The organism is Fibrobacter sp. UWR4, assembly GCF_003149045.1.
GTDB lineage: Bacteria > Fibrobacterota > Fibrobacteria > Fibrobacterales > Fibrobacteraceae > Fibrobacter.
Genome location: NZ_QGDU01000007.1, coordinates 20,112 through 41,829, shown reverse-complemented (window position 1 = coordinate 41,829; position 21,718 = coordinate 20,112). Strand labels below are relative to the sequence as shown.

The 21,718-nt window shown below is 50.1% G+C and carries 17 protein-coding genes; 13 read left to right on the top strand and 4 right to left on the bottom strand.

The features are described from left to right. Positions 1-11: 11 nt before the first annotated feature. Positions 12-1,130, top strand: a complete 1,119-nt coding sequence (locus BGX12_RS04145) for a hypothetical protein (protein WP_109734828.1) — start codon at positions 12-14, stop codon at positions 1,128-1,130. Positions 1,131-1,142: 12 nt separating this feature from the next. On the opposite strand, the gene BGX12_RS04140 is transcribed toward BGX12_RS04145, so the two are convergent. Then, entirely contained in the window at positions 1,143-1,703 is a 561-nt protein-coding gene (locus BGX12_RS04140) for a methylated-DNA--[protein]-cysteine S-methyltransferase (protein WP_109734890.1), read from the bottom strand. 194 nt (positions 1,704-1,897) lie between these two features. Continuing rightward, complete coding sequence (alr, locus tag BGX12_RS04135) at positions 1,898-3,121, bottom strand: alanine racemase (RefSeq protein ID WP_109734827.1); 1,224 nt, start codon at positions 3,119-3,121, stop codon at positions 1,898-1,900. Positions 3,122-3,622: 501 nt separating this feature from the next. Between alr and BGX12_RS04130 the strand changes: the two genes are divergently transcribed. From BGX12_RS04130 to BGX12_RS04100, 7 genes are all read left to right on the top strand, one after another. Then, positions 3,623-4,567 carry an AgmX/PglI C-terminal domain-containing protein gene (locus BGX12_RS04130; protein ID WP_109734826.1) on the top strand — a complete coding sequence of 315 codons (945 nt, stop codon included), beginning with the start codon at positions 3,623-3,625 and terminating at the stop codon, positions 4,565-4,567. Positions 4,568-4,646: 79 nt separating this feature from the next. Beyond that, entirely contained in the window at positions 4,647-5,762 is a 1,116-nt protein-coding gene (locus BGX12_RS04125; protein ID WP_109734889.1) for an aminopeptidase, read from the top strand. A 23-nt stretch (positions 5,763-5,785) separates the two neighbouring features. Next, entirely contained in the window at positions 5,786-8,101 is a 2,316-nt protein-coding gene (locus BGX12_RS04120) for a hypothetical protein (RefSeq protein ID WP_109734825.1), read from the top strand. 3 nt (positions 8,102-8,104) lie between these two features. Continuing rightward, positions 8,105-8,896, top strand: coding sequence for an inositol monophosphatase family protein (locus BGX12_RS04115; RefSeq protein WP_109734824.1), 792 nt, complete (start codon positions 8,105-8,107; stop codon positions 8,894-8,896). Positions 8,897-9,044: 148 nt separating this feature from the next. Then, positions 9,045-10,880 (top strand): glycoside hydrolase family 9 protein, encoded by a 1,836-nt coding sequence (locus BGX12_RS04110; protein ID WP_109734823.1) that lies wholly within the window; start codon positions 9,045-9,047, stop codon positions 10,878-10,880. 362 nt (positions 10,881-11,242) lie between these two features. Then, the gene (gdhA, locus tag BGX12_RS04105) at positions 11,243-12,592 is read left to right on the top strand and encodes an NADP-specific glutamate dehydrogenase (RefSeq protein ID WP_109734822.1); all 1,350 of its coding nucleotides are present in this window, start codon (positions 11,243-11,245) and stop codon (positions 12,590-12,592) included. A gap of 225 nt (positions 12,593-12,817) precedes the next feature. After that, positions 12,818-14,950 (top strand): FISUMP domain-containing protein, encoded by a 2,133-nt coding sequence (locus BGX12_RS04100; RefSeq protein WP_109734821.1) that lies wholly within the window; start codon positions 12,818-12,820, stop codon positions 14,948-14,950. A gap of 58 nt (positions 14,951-15,008) precedes the next feature. Here BGX12_RS04100 and ligA read toward each other — a convergent pair whose 3' ends face one another. Then, entirely contained in the window at positions 15,009-17,114 is a 2,106-nt protein-coding gene (ligA, locus tag BGX12_RS04095; protein WP_109734820.1) for an NAD-dependent DNA ligase LigA, read from the bottom strand. 24 nt (positions 17,115-17,138) lie between these two features. Further along, complete coding sequence (locus BGX12_RS04090; protein WP_109734819.1) at positions 17,139-17,696, bottom strand: manganese efflux pump; 558 nt, start codon at positions 17,694-17,696, stop codon at positions 17,139-17,141. A 71-nt stretch (positions 17,697-17,767) separates the two neighbouring features. On the opposite strand from BGX12_RS04090, the gene BGX12_RS15285 reads away from it, so the two are divergent. Genes BGX12_RS15285 through BGX12_RS04070 form a run of 5 tightly spaced genes read left to right on the top strand, consistent with a single transcriptional unit; the run spans position 17,768 to position 21,705 of the window. Next, the gene (locus BGX12_RS15285; RefSeq protein WP_146196243.1) at positions 17,768-18,106 is read left to right on the top strand and encodes a c-type cytochrome; all 339 of its coding nucleotides are present in this window, start codon (positions 17,768-17,770) and stop codon (positions 18,104-18,106) included. Next, on the top strand, positions 18,103-18,645 hold the full coding sequence (locus BGX12_RS04085; protein ID WP_158278160.1) for a cytochrome c3 family protein: 543 nt from the start codon (positions 18,103-18,105) through the stop codon (positions 18,643-18,645). Before BGX12_RS15285 ends, BGX12_RS04085 begins: the two co-directional genes overlap by 4 nt. Positions 18,646-18,659: 14 nt before the next feature. Continuing rightward, positions 18,660-19,550, top strand: a complete 891-nt coding sequence (locus tag BGX12_RS04080; protein WP_158278159.1) for a 4Fe-4S dicluster domain-containing protein — start codon at positions 18,660-18,662, stop codon at positions 19,548-19,550. Further along, positions 19,550-21,277 (top strand): c-type cytochrome, encoded by a 1,728-nt coding sequence (locus BGX12_RS04075; RefSeq protein ID WP_109734816.1) that lies wholly within the window; start codon positions 19,550-19,552, stop codon positions 21,275-21,277. Before BGX12_RS04080 ends, BGX12_RS04075 begins: the two co-directional genes overlap by 1 nt. Beyond that, the gene (locus tag BGX12_RS04070; RefSeq protein WP_109734815.1) at positions 21,274-21,705 is read left to right on the top strand and encodes a hypothetical protein; all 432 of its coding nucleotides are present in this window, start codon (positions 21,274-21,276) and stop codon (positions 21,703-21,705) included. Before BGX12_RS04075 ends, BGX12_RS04070 begins: the two co-directional genes overlap by 4 nt. The last annotated feature ends 13 nt before the right edge of the window (positions 21,706-21,718 follow it).

Below are 21,718 nucleotides of genomic sequence, written 5' to 3'. Positions count from 1 at the left end.
CATTTGCATGCATGGCAAAGAAGAAAAATTCCTGGAAATCCCCGGCTCTGGCTCAGTCCAACCGCAGTAAAGAAGATCGTCTCCGCGAAACATTGACTCAGGTGGTAAACGGCCAAAGCCGCTTGCTGAATCGTCCTGATGATCTGTACGAGGCAATCGCCAACGGTATTGACGATATTGAAAAGTTGACCGACCCGAAATTGCAGCTGGAACTTTTGGCATGGACCCTCCGTACCGACTTTCTGACTTTCAAGGCGGAAGACGAGGAAGAACAGGAATATTGGTCCGGCCTCTATTATGACGCAGGTACTTTCTTCGTCGAAATTGCCAAGCAGTTTGAAGACAAGGATTACGTGGCCGACTTGATTCATGACCTGGCGGTGCGCCATGTGGGTGGGGATGGTCGATCCGTGGTGTTCCTGAGCGTCGAGGAGGTGATGCCGCAGGAACGTGCCGCCCGTTTGTTGAATGAACTTCTGGAAGAGGAAGACCAGTTCGCAGATGAAAACCGCGAAGATGTCCTGGATGCCATTTGCGATATGGCCGACGCCATCAACGACGGGAATAATTACGCCAAGGCCTCTCTCCTGAAGGATCCGGACAAGAGCAATACGACTCTCCTGGATATTGCCAACACCTATTTGACTTCTGGTAACTTAGCCCTCGCAAAGCAGTGGCTGAACGACGTGAAAAATCCTGGTTGTGAGGATGAGGAAGCTTACCTGGATTTGCAGGCTGCCATTGCTGACCGTGAAGGCCGCAAGATGGACTGCATGAAGATCGCTCGCGAACTTTACGAGAAGTTCCCCAAGGTCATGAACCTGGGGCGTCTCTGCTCCCTGCTGCCGGAATACGACGTGAACCTCCTGATGGAAGAACACGAAAAATTCCGCTGTGGCGCTTCCGCAGATCTGGAATTCATGCAGTTGCTTGCTGCCATGAAGCGTTACGAACAGCTGTCCGCTTACGTCAAACGTTTTGAAGAAGACCTTGCCGGTATGGACGCCGATGAACTTACGGAACTCGCTGACGCTGTTGAAAAGGACTGCCAGAAGGATCTTGCAAGCCACATCCGCGACTGGATCGTGGAAGAGCCGGAAGAAGCCGAACCCTTTGATGATAAGGACTAACGTCCTTCAATATTATTCTAAAAACATTTCCTGTGGAATGGCGCCTTCTATGACGAGGAGGCGTCTTTTCATTTCTAGACCAAGACCGAATCCCACCAGGTCGCCCGCCTTGCCAATCACGCGATGGCAGGGGAGGATAAAGGGAATGGGGTTGACGTGGAGTGCTCCGCCAACAGCACGGACTGCCTTGGGGTTTCCTACCATTTCGGCGATGTCCTTATAGGAGCGTGTTTCGCCAAAGGGAATTTCCTTAAGGGACTCCCAGACTTTTACCTGAAATTCTGTTCCGTATAGTTTGTATGGAATCTTGAATTCCTTGCGTTTTCCCAGGAGGTATTCGTTCAGCTGCTGGACCACTTTTTTATAAGCGCGATTTACTGATGGTTGCAGTTCTGCATCTAGGTCGGCGAAAGCGTAGGTGCAAGCCTGTAGCGAACTTGGCTTTATGGTTTTAGCCTCTTTTTCATTGGAGTAGTTCAGACTGCACAACTTGGATTTCTCGAATACAAAAGTCCATTCCCCCCAGAGGTTTCGGTGGCGAACGGTCGTAAACTTTTCATCTGTGAAATCCATGTCTTGAATATACATAAAAAAGGTGCGTTCACTCTAACATGGGGAAAATTGGCGGTGGAAATCTTTTGTTGAAAAAAGGCGACATATGTGCTTATTTTGCCTGGTTTTTACATGTAAATTAAAAGAAAGGCGGTGGAATGTGCGAGTATTTTCGCTTGTCCACCGCCTTTTTTCGTGCTGCTTAATTCAAAACTTTAGCGCAACGGAAATTCCTTGAAATCCCTCACGCCAAATTCCTGGCGGAGGTAGTCCCAGCGAACCAGGCGGTTCTTCCAGTAGTACTTGCGGTACAGGCGGCGAGCCACGCGGCTTGTGAGTTCGTAAGGAATGGTGTGGTGGTCGTCGGCTACGCTTTCCATGGAAATGCGGAAATCCAGTTCGCCGTTCACCACGTCAACAGTTTCGCCCACCTGAACGTCGGGAATATGGCTCACGTCCACCATGGTGGCGTCCATGCAGACGCGTCCCAGAATGGGGCAGAGCTGACCGCGGATAAAGACGAAGCCCTTGTTGTATTCGCCGCGGAGGTAACCGTCGCCGTAACCGATAGCGATGGTTGCAATGCGGGTGGGCTGCTGTGCCATCCAGTAGCCGCCGTAGCTAACGGTTTCGCCGGGCTTTACGTCGTGAATGTGGCGGATGGTGGACTTGATCTTCATGACAGGCTTGATGGGCCACGGAGATGGAATGGCTCCCATGGGGTTGTATCCATAGAGGGCGAGGCCCGGACGCACCATGTCGAAATGGCTTTCGGGATGGGTCAGGGTGCCTGCGGAACTGGAACAATGGCAGATTTCCGGACGGAGTCCTTCCGCTTCCAGCACGTCAACCAAACGTGCGAAACGCTGGATCTGGATTTCGGTCTTGGGATTGCCCGGCATGTCGGCGGTAGCCAAGTGAGTGAACATGCCTTCGAACTTCAAGTTCTTCAAGCTGAGTGCCGCGCGAATATTGTTGAAGTCTTCCGCATCAAAGCCGTAACGGTTCATGCCGGAATCGATCTTCAGGTGAGCCTTGCAAGTGCAGTTGTTGTCGCGGAGGAACTGGTCGAATGCCATTGCGGTGCGGATGTCGGTAATGGCTGCGGTCAGCTGGAATTCAACGAAGTAGGCGAAGTCTGCAGGAGTGCAGGGGCCGAGCACCAGGATGGGCAAGTCCATGCCATACTGCCGCAGGATCATGCCTTCGCTAATGTGGGCGACGCCCAGATAGTCTGCACCGCCGAACTTTGCGGCAAAGGAGCAGGCCAGGCTGCCGTGTCCGTAGGAGTCAGCCTTTACGGGCAAGAGAATCTTGGTATTGGCCGGAATCTGACTACGGATAAACTGAATGTTATTACAAAGGGCGTCGAGGTTGATTTCAATCCAGTTGGGGCGCGCAATTCTATTAAGATCGGGAGGGGTGTTTAAAAGCTTCATGATGCGTGAAATATAAAATCGTGGTTCATCCGTGGCAATTAAACAAGCCCGTTTTACTCTAATTTGGAATGGAATTTCGGGCTGTTTTGTAAATCGGATCCATTGATTATAAGCGGTAAACTGCCTGCGTCCCTAGTAACTACGGGCTTTGTCTAAAATGGACGGAGTTTACATTCCAACCGTTAAAGATTTGTTTACTTGTAATGACGATTTTTTTGGCTCTATTCGTTGTAGTTTATGGTTGTACAGGAACGTCATGCGAAGACGGAATAAGTTTGTTCGAAATGACGTGGGTGTTTGGTAGTCTCTTTTACATTGTTGTTTCCTTTTTTGTTGTAAGGCTTTCTCTGTAAAGTCCTGTCCAACGATTGTCCTTTAGCCATAGGCCTTAAAAGCCTTTGTGCTTAAACGCTCTTCTCTAGAGTGGTGTCTCCCTGTTGTCTAAAAATTTTTCCCCATAAACAAAACAACATCTTTCCGCAAGGAAAGGAGGATAAAATCATGAAAAACGTAAAGATCAAAATGGATCCGTTTGTGGCATCCCTACTTCCGGATTCCGATAAGAAAATGGGTGCAATTGCCAGTGCGTCCATGGTAGTGGCGTTGGCGCTGTGTCTTTTGGCGACAACGTATGAACAAATGGTGGATGATGTCATTTTCCTGGAACGAAAGGACGATGAACTGATTGCCACGATTAACGTCATTGAAAAGAAGGAGGAAAAGAAGGAACTTCCCAAGAAAGAAACGAAAACAAAAAAGGAAATCCAGCGTAAGCGCCAAGGCGGTGGCGGAAAACCCAAGGGACAGGGTAGGCCCAATGCCGTTGAGGCGCGTAGTGTGCTGAAGATGCTTACTGCAATGACGAAGAGCGCTTCTAATAGCTCCTATGATCTGATTAAGCAAAAGTTTGCGAAGGATATAGACAAAGTAATTAAAAGTAGCAGCGGTCTTCAACTTACGGGTAAAACACACTTTGGCGATCGCCGTGGAACTGTAACAGGTGGTATCAATGAAGGCTACGCCTCTGGCGGTAGCGGCGGAATTGATGGACTTTTTACAGGCCTGCAGGGCGGTTCTGTCGGGGCGCTATCAACCAAGTCCTTGAAGGGAAATTTGAGACCTCCTTCTGCAAAGGAAATCGATATGGGGGCAGGTACGTCTTCCCGTTCGGCTTCCGATGTGATGAAGGTCATCCGTAAACGAACTCCGGGCTTGCGCCATGTGTACAATAAGTATCTGAAGATGAAACCGGGCTTTGCGGGCAAGGTGACGTTCAAGTTCATCATTGCCCCGGGTGGTGAAATTATCGGAATCAATATCATTTCGTCCACCACCGGCTACAGCGAATTCGATAACGAAATCAAGAATTCCATTAGCCGCTGGACCTTTGGTACGGTGAAGTCCGGTAATACCACGGTAACGGTTCCCTTCACGTTCTCTGAATAGCGTGTATTTTACTTGGTATATGGTTTGATAATTTTTTAACCGGTAGTGGACGCACTATCGGTTTTTTATATTTATGGTCATGAAAGACCCTAGAATTACAAAGCTTGCTGAAAATTTGATCAATAACGCCATTGCCCTGAAGGCTGGCGAAAATATCCTGATTGAAACCACCGACACTCCCGATGAACTTTCCACGGAATTGGTGAAGGCTGTGGTGAAGGCTGGTGGTAACGCCTTCGTTCATAATTACAGCGGACGTATTCGTCGCGAAATGATCATGACCGCTTCTGAAGAACAGATGAAGCTGGCTGCAGACCTGGCTATGGATGAAATGCAGAAAATGCAGTGCTATATCTCCATCCGTGCCGCCGAAAACGCCATGGAAAACTGCGATATTCCTGGCCCCCAGATGAGAAAGTACCGCCTTGCGAACCAGGCCGTGCTGGATTACCGCGTAAATAAGACCCGCTGGTGCGTCCTTCGCTGGCCCAACCCGTCTATGGCTCAGGCCGCCAAGATGAGTACCGAAGCTTTTGAAGACTTCTATTTTGAAGCCTGCCTGGCTGATTATCCCCGAATGGCAAAGGCTGCCCAGAACCTGGTGGACATGATGAACCGTACGGATAAGGTGCGTCTGGTTTCCAAGGGCACGGATTTGACCTTCAGCATCAAGGATATTCCGGCAGTACCTTGCTGTGGCAACATGAATATTCCCGATGGGGAAGTCTATACTGCACCCGTCCGCAATAGCGTTAACGGCGTGATTCAGTATAATACACCCTCTCTCTATGACGGTAAGCAGTTCGGTAACGTCCGTCTGGAATTTAAGGACGGCGCCATCGTGAAGGCTTCCTGCGAAACAGGCGATAACGAAGCCTTGAATGCCCTGTTCAATACGGATGAAGGCGCCCGTTATGTGGGTGAATTCGCCATCGGCTTCAATCCTTACGTGAACTCCGCCATGTGCGATATCCTGTTCGACGAAAAGATCGCAGGCTCCATTCACTTCACTCCGGGCCGTTGCTACGAAGACGCTCCTAATGGTAACGTTAGTGCCATCCATTGGGACCTGGTTCTTATTATGCGTCCCGAATATGGTGGCGGCGAAATCTGGTTTGACGACAAGTTGATCCGTAAGGATGGCATTTTTGTGGTGGATGAACTGAAATGCCTGAACCCTGATCAATTGGCCTAGTTAATTTTTGTATTTTGACGAAGATGTTTAGATTTTTCCAGATATTCTTTTTTGCGCTCCTGGCCAGCATTTGGATGGTGGCCTGCTCCGACGATGCGGAAGGGGTGGAGTACAAGTTCGATCGTGAAACTTCCGAAATGAGTGTCCTCCGTCAGTGTGCGGATGGTGCCGACAGCGGGGCTTACTGCTTCCAGCTGCGTTTCCGCATTCCTATCGAAACCGAACATCTGGATTCCTTCTACATCTGGGTGGACTCCACGGTGGTGGGGGATACTGCCAAGGCTGTTTCCAACTCCAAGTTGTCTAAGGCGACGGCCGTCTTCCCCTATAAGGGCGGTGACGCTAAGTTCGATACCATCGACTTGACTTCCTACATCCAGGAATATGTGGAAGAAGGTCGTGATAGTCTGATGGTGGGTCTTTTCTGCGGATATTCCGATGATAAGGATCCGGGTTCTGTCCAGCGTGTCTATCTCCACTTTGGAGATGATATTGATCCGTCCCTGGTGAATTTCTCAGAAGATTCCACCTGGACCACCGGAGCCCAGTTCGAATGGTATCGTCCCTCGGATCAGACGGATTATTACAAGCCTAACATCCTGAATGGTCCCATTGCCGGTTATAACATCATCATTCGTGCGGAAAATGCCGACGAGGATATCCGTGACCTGAAGGTGACCGTCATTTCTTCTGCCGGTACGGATTCCACAGGCGATAAGCTGTACAAGCGTCATGCCCGTATCAATGCCAACTCCGATTCCATGTGGGTCGCTTCTTTTGAACATGGGGACAATCGTAAGAATGAACTTCGCCTTCTGATTTACGATGGTCTGGGTATCGATACCGCAGATAACGAGCAGAACCGTTTCCGCTTGATTATTGAAGGCCTTAAGGCGGAAAGTGCCTATACCAGAGGTCTGGTGGCTTATGACTCCGCCGGAAACTACTCTGGCGTGGAAGGTGCCGCATCTGACCTGTTTAATACTACGGACTCTATCGCGCCCTTGATGCCTACTGCCGTTTTCACCATGAAGGATACCTTGTATTCTGAAATGACCCGCCTGGATAGCAACAATCGTGTTCTGATCTACTGGAGCAGAAGTGTTGATCCTGTAGATGTAAAACATGGAATCAAGGAAGACTCCGTCCTGATTTTCCCGAATAACTGTTACTATCTGGGATGTTACGATACGGTTGCCAGCTATGTAATTGACTATTATGATGCCGCTAAAAAGGATTGGAAACCTTATTCCTATGCAGGTGGGGCCGGTCGTCATTCCACACTCTTTGCGATGGAAGGGGATTCCATGGTGGTGGATCCTGATGGCAAATTCGTAACGGACACGATCCGTTGGGTGGCTCCCGGTGATACCTTGATTATTCGAATTCGCTCCAAGGATCCCTCTGGCTATTACTCCAAGGCTCTTGTGGATACCATCGTGGTTTCTCCTGGTGAACTGGCCTCCCAGGTGGAATGTCCTGCTGGCTTTATTGCCGTAAAGACGGATTCCTCCGTATTCTGCATGGAAAAGTATGAACACCAGGACGAAGACGGAAACTTCGTGACGAATGTCCTGCATTCCGAGGCGAAAGCTGCCTGCGAGGCGATTTCCGCCAGCGGATTTACGGTGAGCCTTTGTGGCGAAAAGGACTGGCAGGATGTCTGCCTCTCTGGCGGCACCTATTCTTATGGTGTGGTGGTGGATGATTCCCTCAGTGCGGAAGAATATCTTTACTCCTATTGTAACGTAAGATCGGGCGTATCGACCATGGCTGAAGATCTTGCTCTCCGTAATCCCCGTTGTGTAAGCCCTATGGGTGTGCATGACTTCCCTGGCCAGTTGCAGGAATGGGTCTTGGGACGTTCCGAAGATACCCTTGCTGTTATTAGGGGCGGCAGTTATATGATCTTTGGTGGTCTGGATCGCGAAGCCCAGGCCCTGTGTACAACCCGCAGCTTCCCGTACTTTACAAGGCCGGCCTATACGCAGGATACGATCTACCTGTATCGCGAAGGTACCCGTGTGGATACGGTTTACTCTGCGGATACGTCCCGTACACTTTATGCCATGCTGACCCAAAAGGACTTTACCGATTCCTTGCAGTTCTTTGATGTCCAGGACTCTAACGGTAATTCCATCGGTACGGACTATGCCCTCTATTCTGAATACAAGAATGGCGGCGATGAATGGCTGGATACCTTGGCGGGTAACCTGAAGTATGTGCCGGACCATGTGGAAGTGGTTTTCCTGACAGGGGAGAAGGTGGCCTATCGTCATGCGGCCGCGTTCTATAAGTCTCCTGCCATCGGTTTCCGTTGCTGCGCTTATCCCGAGTAGTCCATGAACGAAGAAACGAAAGAATTCTTGAGAGTAGCCGAGGAATTGGCTAGAAAAGCAGGTGCGATCTGCTTGGATTTACAAAACAATCTGGGTGATGTAAAGTACAAGACTGCGAAAGACGTGGTGACTATCGCTGACGTCTCCAGCGAAAAACTGATTGTGGAAGGTCTTCGTGCTGCGTTCCCCACACATTCTATCCGTACGGAAGAAGCGGGTGTCATTGATGGTTCCGATTCCCGCTACCGCTGGATCATCGATCCGGTGGACGGCACCGTGAACTTCAGCCGCGGAATCCCCCTGTGGGGCATTTCCATTGCCCTTCATTTTGAAGGGAAGCCTCTTGTGGCTGTGGTGAACCTCCCGAAACTTGGGGAAATGTTTACCGCCATCAAGGGCCAGGGCGCTTTCATGAATGGCAAACCCATTCACGTCAGTCGCGAAGACAATCCTACTCACGCTATTGTCAGCAATGGGGATTTCAACGTTGGCGATGCCCAGAAAATCAACGCCCAGAACTCCAGGAATTTTGCTGCAGAGGCGGTCGCTTTCGAGCGTGTGAAGTGCTTCGGGTCGGCAGTCATTGAAGGTTGCTTTACCGCATGTGGCCGCCTGGATTGCTTTGTCATGACCATGAGCTATCCTTGGGATATTGCAGCCATTGCCCTTCTGGTGGAAGAAGCTGGCGGAAAGTCTACCCACATCGATGGATCTGAAATGCAGTTCGTGGATGCAGAACAGGTGGCTTTCTCCAATGGCATCCTGCATGATGTGCTTGTAAAGACAGTTAACTAGCTTCTGTTAACTTCAGTTTACACGACTTTGAAAGATACGCAAGATTTACACTTGCGTATCTTTTGTTTTTGACGGGAATATTTAAATTTAAGAGTGTATTTGGAATTGGGATTTGGCGTACAATCAGAGTATCTTCTGAGGAGAATTTATGTTCTTTAAAAAATCTTTGATGGCAGGTCTTGCCCTTTTCGGTCTCGCCGCTACCACTGCTTCCGCCGCTCTTGGCACGGATGACTTTGTGGAAGCCGCATGGATGACCACCCGTTTTTATGGTGCACAGCGTTCTGGCCAGGGTCCCAACTGGTTAGCTGACGGTACCAACTATACTACCAGCTTCATGAAGGATGCCTACCAGGGTAAGGATATGACTGGTGGTTGGTTTGACTGTGGTGACCATGTGATGTTCGGGCAGACTCAGGGTTATTCTGCCTACATTCTAGCTCTTGCCTATGCTGAATTTACCGAAGGTTTCTACGACCTCTATACAGGTGATTTCACTGACTATAAGGCTGCAAACGATTACACCCGTAAGGGTGGTAAGCCTAATAAGGTTCGTGACCTTCTGGAAGAACTTCGCTACGAAGCTGACTTCTGGGTAAAGGCCGCTCCCGATGAAAAGACCTTCATCTCCGTGAAGGGTGATGGCAACGCCGACCACATGAAGTGGGTGACTCCCGGTAAGATGAGTACCCTGGGTTCCGGCAATGGTGGCGACACCCGTTCCATGACTGCAAATGCGAATGACAGCTATTCTTCTGGTATGGCCGCCGCAATGCTTGCGGTGATGGCCCGTGTGGATCCCGATGAATCCAACCGTGCAAAGTACCTGAAGGGCGCAAAGAATGCCTATGCCTATGCCATGGCTCACAAGGGCGTGACCACTTCTGGCTCTTTCTACAATGCCAACTGGTGGAATGGCCGTGTGACTGATGGTCAGTTCCTGGCTGCCCTTGAACTTTACCGCACCACTAAGGATAGCAAGTACAAGAGCGCCGCAGAAGATGTCTTCTACGATCTTGACTTTAGCGGTGGCGCTTCCACTCCTATGAACTATGCGAATGCCATTCCTCTGTCCGTAATCGTTGGTCACTCCATCGGTATCGACAGTGATGACTATGGTGCTGCTACTCCCAAGATGTTCTTGGACAAGATGTACAAGAATAAGGCGCAAAACAGCATCTTTATCCCGGAAAAGAAGGGCTCCGGAGACTTCCCGGTTCGTTCTCCCTCCGGTGGCGCGTTCCTTTATGCTCTCTATGCGAAGTATTATGACGACGACAGCTACGATAGCATGATTGAAAAGAACATTGCTTACCTGTTGGGCGACAACAATAGCAAGAAGTCCTATGTGGTTGGCTTTACGGCTAATGGCGCTAACGCTCCTACCGCACCTCATCATCGTGGTTACTATGCTAACGAAGATGAAGGCCGTGAAGTGGATTCCGGCTTGCGTCCTCCCGAAAAGAACAAGCTTCTGGGTGGCATGATTGCTGGTGACTTCAATAGTGGAAGCCATAACGGTACTGTTTCCAACTACAGCACCAACGAAGTCTGCGTGGACCTGAACGCTCCGCTGGTGGGCGCTCTCGGTTATATCCTTTCCAAGAAGGCTCCTAAGTCCGATGCCGTTTTGGGTACCCAGAGTTCTCCGCTGGTGAAGGATACTACCACTCAGAATCCTTCTGTCCAGGATACTACGGCTAAGGATACTTCTGCGGTAAATCCGGGTGGCAACATTGCTATCGGCAATCAGGCTGTTGCAGCCCGTTCCTTCCGTTTGGTCAATGCCAATGGTGTGGTAAGTGTTGCTAGTGCAAATGCAGCTCCTTTCAAGGTCCAGGTATTTGACTTGAACGGCAATATGGTCCAGTCTATGGAAAGCAAGGGTCGTGAAGTCTTCTTCCTTCCCAAGGCTAAGGGCGTTCTCCAGGTTCGTGTGACCTCCCGGAACGCAAAGATGGCTTACACCATCAAGAGCCTCTAATTCTCAAATTTCGGTTTAGAGCTTATGGAAAACCTTCTCCCTGTGGGGGAGGTTTTCTTTGTTTTCGGGCGCTTGAATCCTGCTTTGGAGTACAAAAAATGGAAAACTTTCAATTTATGGATGTAAATCTTTGTTTACGTTTGTTTGTTGGGATGTCTAACTTACAAAAATGTGAGTTTTTTGGAAATAGACCCTTTAAATTTTGCGAAAAATAGCACTTTGAAAATATTCTAAAAAACTAACTTACAAAAATGTAAGAAATGAACGTTTTTTGTATAAAACCACTTGTTTTTTTTCATTATTTGTTATCTTTAAAACCGTAACAAAAACAAACAATAAACTCTCAATTGGAGAAATACATTATGGCAATCCAGAATGCTTACCTCAAGTCCGTCTATGAAAAGGTCGTCGCACGCGATCCGGATCAGGCTCTGTTCCACCAGGCTGTTCGTGAATTCCTCGAATCCCTGGACCCCGTTCTCGCTCAGGACAAGTCCTGGGAAACCAACGGCGTGATCGACCGCCTGGTCGAACCGGAACGCGTTATCACTTTCCGCGTACCTTGGTTGGATGACAAGGGCAACGTTCAGGTTAACCGCGGTTACCGCGTTCAGTTCAACTCCGCTATCGGTCCTTACAAGGGCGGTCTCCGTCTCCGTGGCGAAGTTACTCTCTCCATGCTGAAGTTCCTCGGCTTCGAACAGATCTTCAAGAACTCCCTCACTACTCTCCCCATGGGTGGCGGCAAGGGTGGTTCCGACTTCGAACCCAAGGGCAAGTCTGATAACGAAGTGATGCGCTTCTGCCAGTCTTTCATGACTGAACTCTGCAAGCACATCGGCGCTGACACCGACGTTCCGGCTGGTGACCAGGGTACTGGCGCTCGCGAAATCGGTTACATGTTCGGTCAGTACAAGCGTATCCGCAACGAATTCGTCGGCGTTCTCACTGGTAAGGGTCTCTCCTACGGTGGTTCTCTCGCACGTACCGAAGCTACCGGTTACGGCCTCTGCTACTTCACCCGCGAAATGCTCAAGGACCTCGCCAACACCTCTTTCGCTGGCAAGACTGTCGTGATCTCCGGTTCTGGTAACGTTGCTATCTACGCTACCCAGAAGGCTCAGGAACTCGGTGCAAAGGTTGTTACCGTTTCTGACTCCAACGGTTACATCTATGACCCGAACGGCATCAAGGTTGAAGTTGTTCAGCAGATCAAGGAAGTCGAACGAGGCCGTATCTCTGAATACGCAAAGCGCGTTCCGGGTTCTGAATACCACGAAGGTTCTAAGGGCGTTTGGACTGTCAAGTGCGACATCGCTCTTCCCTGCGCAACTCAGAACGAAATCGACGAAGAATCCGCAAAGGCTCTTATCGCTAACGGCGTGATGGCTGTTGCTGAAGGTGCTAACATGCCTTCTACTCCGGAAGCAATCGAAGCCTTCCTCAAGGCTGGCGTTCTCTTTGGACCTGCTAAGGCTGCAAACGCTGGTGGCGTTGCTACCTCCGGTCTCGAAATGTCTCAGAACTCCGAACGTCTCTCCTGGACCTTCCAGGAAGTCGACGCTAAGCTCGATGGCATCATGACCTCCATCTACAAGGCTGCTTCTTCCGCTGCTGAAAAGTACGGCGACAAGAAGAACCTCGTCATGGGTGCAAACATTGCTGGCTTCCTCAAGGTTGCTGACGCTATGAAGTGGCAGGGCGCATGCTAATAATTTTCGCGTAGCGAAAATTATTACTAGCTAACTAAAGCTTAAAAAGTTTTGAGCCGAATGTCGCGACCAAGCTTGCTTGGGCATGACTGAGGCGATAGACTTTCTGTAAAAAGATCCTCGGTGAATAACCGGGGGTCTTTTTTTGAATTTGCTTGTGTTTTTTTGAACAAAAGTTTGGATGATGTTGGAAATTGTATCTATATTGATGTTTGGAGTTAATGAATGTTTACAAAACGTCTTTTTAAGTTTGTTGGGTGTACAATCCTGCTTTTGGCTGTTTCGGCTTCTGCCTATGTGGAAAAGATGCCGGATTTCAAGGATAAGCGTGATGGTCGAGTTTATAAGACGGTGCAGATCGGTGAACAGCGCTGGTTTGCAGAAAACCTTCGTTTTAATGTGAAGGGCAGTTTTTGCTACGACAATAAGGACTATAACTGCGAGACTTATGGCCGCCTGTACAACTGGGCCCAGGCTCGTATGCTGGTGGATTTTTACAACAATACATCCATCAAGAAAATCAAGAAGATTAACAAGATTCATGATGTCTGCCCCATGGGATGGCATATTCCTTCCAATAAGGAATGGAAGATCATGAAAGCTTTCGTGGGGAAGAAGGGCATTTCCGATGGTGTTGGCATTAGCCTTAAGTCTTCCGAAAAATGGGAACGTGAAATGCGAATCCCCGAAGGAAAGGATGAATTCGGTTTTAATGCGCTTCCGGGGGGTGAACGTTATTTCATAGGCGAGTATATGGACATTGGAAATTCTGCTCAGTTCTGGGCATCCAATGAATACGATGCTAGCGGAGCTTATTTCTGGCGCTTGGTTTATGATTTACGCACTTTGGATCGTGTATTCGAGAGTAAGGAAAATGCAGTATCCGTCCGTTGCGTCGAAGACCGTCTATATGAAATCAAGGAACCGCCTTCTCCTGTTCCTCATATTGAAACAAAGGTGGTCGAGGTTCAGGGCCGTACGATCCAGACGGTCCATATCGGGGATCAGGTCTGGATGGCAAACAACCTGGACGTGAAGGTTCCGGGTAGTTTCTGCTACGAGAATAAGCCTGAAAATTGCGAAAAGTATGGCCGTCTTTATCCCTGGCATGTCGTGGTGAAACTTGGGGACGAATACGCCAGAAAGGTGGGTAGGGATTCCATTTCCAAGGTGAAGCCTAAGGGTGTTTGTCCCAATGGGTGGCATGTACCCACTGCTTTGGATTTCCATAGACTTGATTCCTACTTAAAGGATATTGACCCTTCTGTGGATGTAGGAACCAACCTTAAATCCCGTACGGGCTGGCAGGAAAACGAGGATGCCATGGCTGGTATCAATGGTTTTGGTTTCAATGCGGAACCACTCGGTTCAATTCAATATACCAAGCCTAGGATGATTTGTGAAACGGTTATCAAGCAGATTATCCCTCCTGCAAAGAAGGGGGGAGTGGCTGATACTGTCTTTACCGATTCCTGCGTTGTAGATTCTACCTGGAAACCGGAACTGGCATTTAGCGGCTTTGGAAGCTTTACAGGTTTCTGGTCTGGTTCCGAAGTGGATTCCATTACTGCTGTGGCCATGACTCTTTCCTATAACGACGATGAATTTGTTCGGGACACCGCTCGTAAGGATGAAGCCTACTATTTACGCTGCATGATGGATCCCCCGGACATAGACGAAATTTATGACAGTACTTCCATCTATGACGTCCGTGACGATAACCGCTACAAGACGGTGACTATCGGGAACGATACCTGGATGGCGGAAAACCTGCGTTTTGCGGCACCGGGCAGCTACTGCTACGAGGACAAGGATATCCGCTGTAAGTCCTACGGACGCCTGTACCCGTGGCATGTGGCCATGAGGCTTCCTGCGGATTATGTGGATAATTCCATGTCTGGCGGTATCATGGCGGAACATCAGGGGATTTGCCCCGAAGGATGGCATATGCCGACGAACGAGGAATGGATTGCTCTTGGTCAGAAGGCCTTGAATATGCGTAGGGGTGGAATCGGTTCCGCCTTGAAGAGCAAGGAAGGATGGGCCCGCGGTGGAGCTCCCATATCTGCTGTCAGTGGATTTAACGCATTGCCTTCGGGTAACCGATTTGCAGACGGGGAATATGCTGAACTAGGTACAAGCACGTATTTCTGGGCCGCTCATGGTGGTGACGGAATGGGTGCAGTCTACTGGAACATCATTTATTCCAAGGATGATTTTGCTTCCATGGAAGATTTCGAGAACTTCTCCTTCTCCGTGCGTTGCGTGAGGAATAAGATTGTACCGCAAAAGGCTACCATGGCGGAACAGCCTGCTGAATCTACGGTAGAAAAGCCTGCTGAAACACCGGCGCAATAATTTTCTTACGTCATTCTGGAGGACCCTTTGGGTCCGATAGAATCCGGGATGAAATTTCCTAGAACAGGCTCGTTTGGATAGGTTCGTCTTTGGATCCTATCGGTCGCGTTGCTCCCTCCAGGATGACGTCTTCAGATTCCGCAATCTGTTGCAGAAGCCATGCCTCGTCGTGGACGGGAACGCCCAACTCATTTGCCTTGGTCAGCTTGCTGCCTGCGGCTTCACCGGCCAGCACCCAGCTGGTCTTCTTGCTGACAGACCCGCTGACCTTGCCGCCGTTTTCTTCGATGAGCTTGCGGGCCTCGTCGCGGTCCATGGACGGTAACGTCCCGGTGATGACAGCGGTTTGGCCTGCGAAAAGCGTTTTTACGACGCCCTTGAATTCCGTAGGGCACCCGAGGGCAACCAACTCATCCACCTCATTGGTGTACATTTCCGTATGGAAGAAATCGTATACGGAATTTGCGATGACAAGACCTGCATCCTGAACTTTTAGGAGTTCCTCGATGGGGGCTGTACGGACTGCTTCCAAAGTACGGAAATGTTTTGCCAGGTTGCGGGCGCTGGTACGGCCTACAAAGCGGATTCCTAAACCGTGGAGCAGATTCTCCAGGCTGCGTTCCTTGCTGGCCTGGATAGCGTCAAAGACATTCTTGGCGCTTTTCTTCGCCATGCGTTCCTGGGATTCCAGGTCTTCCATAGTGAGGCGGTACAAGTCTGGAATACGCTTGATTTTGTCTGTGGCGATGAGGCTTGCAATGAGGCTGGGGCCCAGATTTTCAATGTTCATGGCCTCGCGGCTGACGAAGTGTTCGAAGAGGCATTGCACCTGGGCCTTGCAGTGGAGATTTTCGCAACGTAAAATGACTTCGCCATCCACATGGGTGAGGGGAGTGCCGCATTCGGGGCACACTTCCGGGGCGCGTACAGGTTCAGCCCCGATGGGGCGCAATTCCTTCTTGACGTCGGTAATCTTCGGGATGATTTCGCCACCCTTCTCAACGCCAACTGTATCGCCGAAATGCAAATCAAGGCGTGCCACTTCATCGAAGTTGTGGAGGGTGGCGCGCTTTACCGTGGTACCTGCAAGGCGCACGGGTGCAAGGTTCGCTACCGGCGTCACGGCACCGGTGCGGCCCACCTGGAATTCCACGGAGAGCAGGGGCGTGTAGGCGCGCTCCGCCTTGAACTTGTAGGCGATAGCCCAGCGGGGGCTCTTGCTGGTGGTGCCCAGGGCACGCTGCTGTTCCAAGTTGTTCAGCTTCACCACCATGCCGTCGATGTCGAAAGGCAGGTTGTCGCGGTCCGCACCGATCTTCTCGGAAATCTTCATGATTTCATCAACTGTATCGGCGGTCCAGAACTGGTTGGTGTTGAAACCCAGCTTTTTCAGCTGTTCCAAGTTCTGCTGATGAGTCTGGTTGGAACTCTGGGGAATGTGGTATGCAAAGAAGCGCATGGGGCGGGTCTTGCATTCGTTTACGCTCTTCAGCTTGAGGGAGCCGGAAACCGTGTTTCGGCAGTTCTGGAAAATCTTCTTGCCTTCAAGAATCAACTGCTCGTTAAGACGTTCAAAGGCCTCCCGCTCCATGTAGACTTCACCGCGGACTTCGAAAGTGCCCTGGGGAATTTCCGAGGGGTCGATCTTCAGCTTCTTTGCGTCAAAGTATTCAGGAATGTCGCTGATTGTCAGGGCGTTTAAGGTGACGTCGTCGCCCTGGGCGCCGTCGCCGCGGGTCACCGCCTGCTTCAGGCGACCGTTTTCGTACACGATGCTGAGGCTCACGCCGTCGATCTTGCGTTCGCAAATCCATTTGGAGGATGCATCAGCGGCAATGCCGATTTCTTCCAGACCTTTTTCTGCTGCGTCTACAAATTCTTGCATTTCTTCCGCGCTGTACACGTTGGAAATGCTGAGCATAGGAACCGCATGGGTCACCTTGGCGAAATCGTTGGTAAGGTCACTACCCACTCTCTTGGTTAAGGAATTCGAACCGCCCAGTTCCGGATACTTCTTTTCCAGGGCTTCCATCTCCTTGAGTCCAAAGTCGAAATCCTGGTCGCTCATGGGGGAGATGCCGTCCTTATAGTAAAGGCGGCTGGCTTCTTCCAGCTGTTTTTTTAATTCAAAATATCGGGTGCGGTCAAATTCTTTCTGGTCCATGTCAGTCTCTTTCCCAGCAAAATACTAAAAGAACATCTTGATCCCAATGCCAATCAGAATGATTCCTGCAATGATTTCGGGAATTTTCGTCTTGAACTGTTTTGCGGCGCGACGACCGATTTCGTAACCGATGACGCCCATGACAAAGCTTGCGATTGCGATGGCGGAAGTGGCGGTCACCATGTCTGCATTGATGAATGCGAAGGAAATTCCTACGGCAAAGGCGTCAATGCTTGTGGCGACGGACATCAAAAGGATGTTTGCGATGGAAAGGTTCCTGGTGCTGGTTTTTGCAGCTTCTTCATCGCCTCCACGGACGGCTCCCCAGATCATGCGGCCGCCCAAAATGCAGAGGATGGCGCAGGCGATGGGGGTGCCGATGGACTCGAACCACTGTTCTGCAAAGTTTCCAAGAAAATATCCAAGCAATGTCATTCCGCCTTGGAAAACGCCAAAGGACACCGATTGAAGCATTGCCCTGGAGTAGGGAATGTCGGACTTGCTAAGACCTGTTGCAATTGCCACGGCGAAACAGTCCATTGCTTCTACGATGGCGATAATGATGATTTCAATAATTCCCATAAGACAAAAGATAGAAAAATGGTATATTTCACTTTACGATGGGTATTCGGTTAAGGATTTTTTTGGCGGTTATGGCGTTGGCCAGTGCGTTGTTTGCGCTGGACATTTTTACGCTTCCTGCCGTTACTCCGGAACTGAAAACGGATGCCCAGGAATTTTTCCAGAATGAATGTAAGGGTTGCCATCGTTGGGCCCGAAAGTTTGCTGCTCCTCCCATGAGGGACAATGTCCAGCAGTATGTGGACCATCCGGAGGAAATGGTCAAGTACTTGATGCATCCGACGCCGAAGCATCCCGATGAATGGCCTGCCATGGATATTACTCCCCTGACGGAAACCCAGGCCAGGATGATGACGGCCTGGCTGCTTTTCATTCTTCAAAATCCAGAGGATCCGGGGAGGCCCAAGTGAAATTTCTTGTGGCGCTTTTCTCCCTGGTGTTTGCTTTTTTCCTGGCGGACTTTTTGGTGGGACGTGGGGCGGAACCTTTCCGTGCGGGTCTTTCTAATTCGGGCGGAAGTATTTCTGCGGGTGTCCCTTTCGACCATTCTCTCCATGGGGATTCTATCGGTCTGGATTGCGCGTCCTGCCATTCGGGAAGTCGTTCCCAGGCGAAAGCTTATTTTCCATCCAAGAAGGATTGCATGGATTGCCATCGTCTTCCTCTGACGGAAAATCCGGGAATTGAAACCTTGGATTCTGCATTGGCACGGGCTCCAGAAAAGCCTTGGTCCAGAAAATCCAATTTGCCGGACCATGTGGTGTTCCATCATGGGGTCCATGCCGCCGCCGGGGTAAATTGTTCGAGTTGCCATGGGGATGTTTCTAAAAACATCTATGGCGGTGAAAAGTTCGATATGAAGACCTGCCTTCAGTGTCATCGTGGCGAAACGAACGCAGATATGGGTTACAAGCCGGCGTCAACGAATTGCGCCTCCTGCCATCGCTAGGTATATTTATGGCAATGAATCGTCGTGATTTCATCAAGTCCTGTTCCCTGATGGCCGTAGCCGGTCTTCTTTTCGGTTGCCGCAAGAATGCATTGTCCGAATTGTCGGATGTATTAAGTGGCTCGCCGGATGTGAAAAAATTTGAAGATGAAGTCCGTCTGGCAATGTCCATGAGCCGTAAGGATCTGGATTTGGTTCCGGTGCCCTTCCCTAAGGAACTACCCGTGAGGGGGAAGATGGGCAGGAATCGTTTTGGCATGGTCATTGACTTGAACGCCTGCGATGGATGCGGCAAGTGTATCCTTGCCTGCAATAAGGAAAACAACGTCCCCCTGGTTCCCGATGAGGATGCTGCCCGGGGTCGATTTATGCACTGGATCGAAATGCGGGGGAACGCTCCTTTCATGTGTGCCCACTGCGGGAACGCGCCCTGCGAAAAAGTTTGCCCTACGGGGGCTGCAAGCCATAGTGAAGATGGTCTCAGCACCATGATGTACAAGCGTTGTACGGGGTCCAGATTTTGCGGTGCAAACTGTCCCGTGCAGGCTCGAAAGTTTAACTTCCACGACAGTAAGGCTTTGGGATTGAGTAGAGTTTTCAATTCCAAGGTTCCCACCCGTGACAAGGGCGTCATGGAAAAGTGTTCCCTCTGTCTCCACCGCCTACAGGATGACCGCCTGCGTTTCAAGACGGAACAGGCCGTTTCCCTGAAGGCAGAGGAATGGCGAGGTCGTGGGGTAAAAACCGCCTGTGCAGAAGCTTGCCCCAAGAAGGCGATTATATTCGGGAACTGGCTGGATAAGGAATCTCCCTTGGTCAAGGCAGTTGCTGGCCGTACCCTTTATGCGCCCAAGAGTCTTGCTGGCTTTGATCCTTCCGTTCTTTTCATTATGGAGCGTCGTTAATGCTGAAGGTTCTAAGACTGATCGGTTTGGCGCTGCTCCTGCCTGGCCTTGGTGCCTTGGGACTTTCCATTTACGAAGGTCCTGAAAGCTGGTATACGGATGGCCGTACCTTCTGGGGAACCCCCATTGCGCTTTTTGTTTTCTGGATTGGACTTGCCCATGCAGGAACTTTGCTTTCGGCCATTTTCCTTGCACTGAAGGTCCGCCTGGATCGACGCACGGCAATGCTTGCGGAACTTTCCACCTTATGCAGCCTTTGCCTTGCCATGACGTTCCCCTTGATTCATCTGGGGGTTCTTGAAAACTTCTACATGGTGGCTCCCTTTATGGATGGGCGAGGGATATTCCCCAATGCAGGTTCCCCGCTGGTATGGGATTTCTGCTGCATCGCTGTTTACGGCATTCTCTCGGTGCTCTTCTTCCAGAATCATCTTTCTTCCCAGAAAAAGCCCGCATTGGAAAAAATCCGTAAGCCTCTGGCCTGGTTGTTGCTGCCTCTGGTCTTGTGGGTTCATTCTGTTGTAAGCCTGGATTTTGCGACCACCTTCGTTCCTTCCTGGCAGGGGGCTTTCTTCCCTGTGTACTTTGTGGTGGGGGCAATCTATTCGGGACTTGCCCTGGTAAATGCGCTCCTGTGTGCAGAGGGTTTCCGTGTTCGCATGCTGGAACGTTTGATGATGGTTTCCTCCTGGATCATCTGCATTATCTGGCTTTGGGACTTCCTGGCGAAAGATGAGTTCTTTGCTTGGACTTTTGTCTGTGCGGGAGTGCTTCCTCAACTTTATTGGGTTGCCTTTGTTCGTGATACTCGTCGTGGTCGCCTGGCGGTCAGTCTCTCCATTTTGACGGGACTTTTCCTGGAGCGCCTTTATCTTGTTTCGCCTTCATTTGAAAATGTGGGTGCGCATCTTGGGTGGGTGGATTACGGCCTCATTTCCTTCTCCATCGGACTCTTCATGTTGCTGTTCTATGGGCTGCGCCATTATGTAGGGCGGTTCATGGAAGATTACAACACCTATTTTGGTGAAATGGATGGAAGTGAAATGGAAGCGGATGTGTCCCGTACGGAATCTGCAAATCATGTGAAGGAAGGCTATATTCTGCCGTTCTCATCGACTGAATTCCGGGTCCTTCGCTTGCCTGTTCTCTTTGGAGTTCTTTTGACTATCCTGTTCTGTATTTGGTGCTTGAGTCTTCCCGATAGCAACTTGGAACTGGTAAATTTGTTGCCTTTGACTTATCCCATGATTGCCCTGGTTGCAGGACTCTCTATTTGGATGGAAGTGTCTTTTGAACTTCGGGTTGGTTCCTGGAAGAAACTTCTTATGGTTGCAATCGGTGCCCTTCTTTTGGGTGGCGTCGTCGGGATCTTCTATGCTGGTATTCCAACAAAACCTTCGGAAGAGAAAGTTTCTGCGGTAAGGATTCAAGACTCCTTTATGCAGGGAAGTGTCACTCGGGAATCTTCCGCACTTCTATGGAATTCCCGCTGTTCCTCCTGCCATGGAACCGACGGTAGGCTGAATGAAAAGTTCGTCCGTGAGTTCTATCCGGTGCCTACTGCTTTGACTTTGGATCGTCTTGATTCTTTAGGAGAAGACTCTCTCTATCAGGTTGTTGCCAAGGGCCGTGCCAATATGAATCCTTACGGAGATCGTCTCACGGAAGATGAAATCCGAGGGCTAGTCCAGTATATGCGAAGCCTGGCGAAGGAGGTCTCGGAATGATTCCTCTGCTGAATGCACTTGGCTGTCTGCTGGCCCTGGGATGTGCCTATTACCTGTGGCGACCAGGTTCAGGTTTGTATCGCAATGGAATGGTCCTTGCGGTATCCCTCTTGCTGTTTGTAGCCTATTCTGCAGCCGCAGGAGATGTGGAGTACTATCCGTTCCGCCTGTTGGCACTCTGTCTTTGCTTCTCTACCACGGCGCTCCGGAAATCCCGCAGGGTCTATGTGGTTCTTGCCCAGATTTTCTGGCTGTGGATTGAATTGTTTGGAAATATCTCTCTGTATTACAGGGGTGAAGATTTTGCCTGGACACGACTGATTGCAATTTTGGGATTGGCTCTGGGCAGTTCGTTCCTTTCTAGAATTTCAAAGGAAATGGAATTCTGTCTGATGGTCTTCTGGATTGCCGTCTGGATTTTCTTTTAATAGCCATACTGAC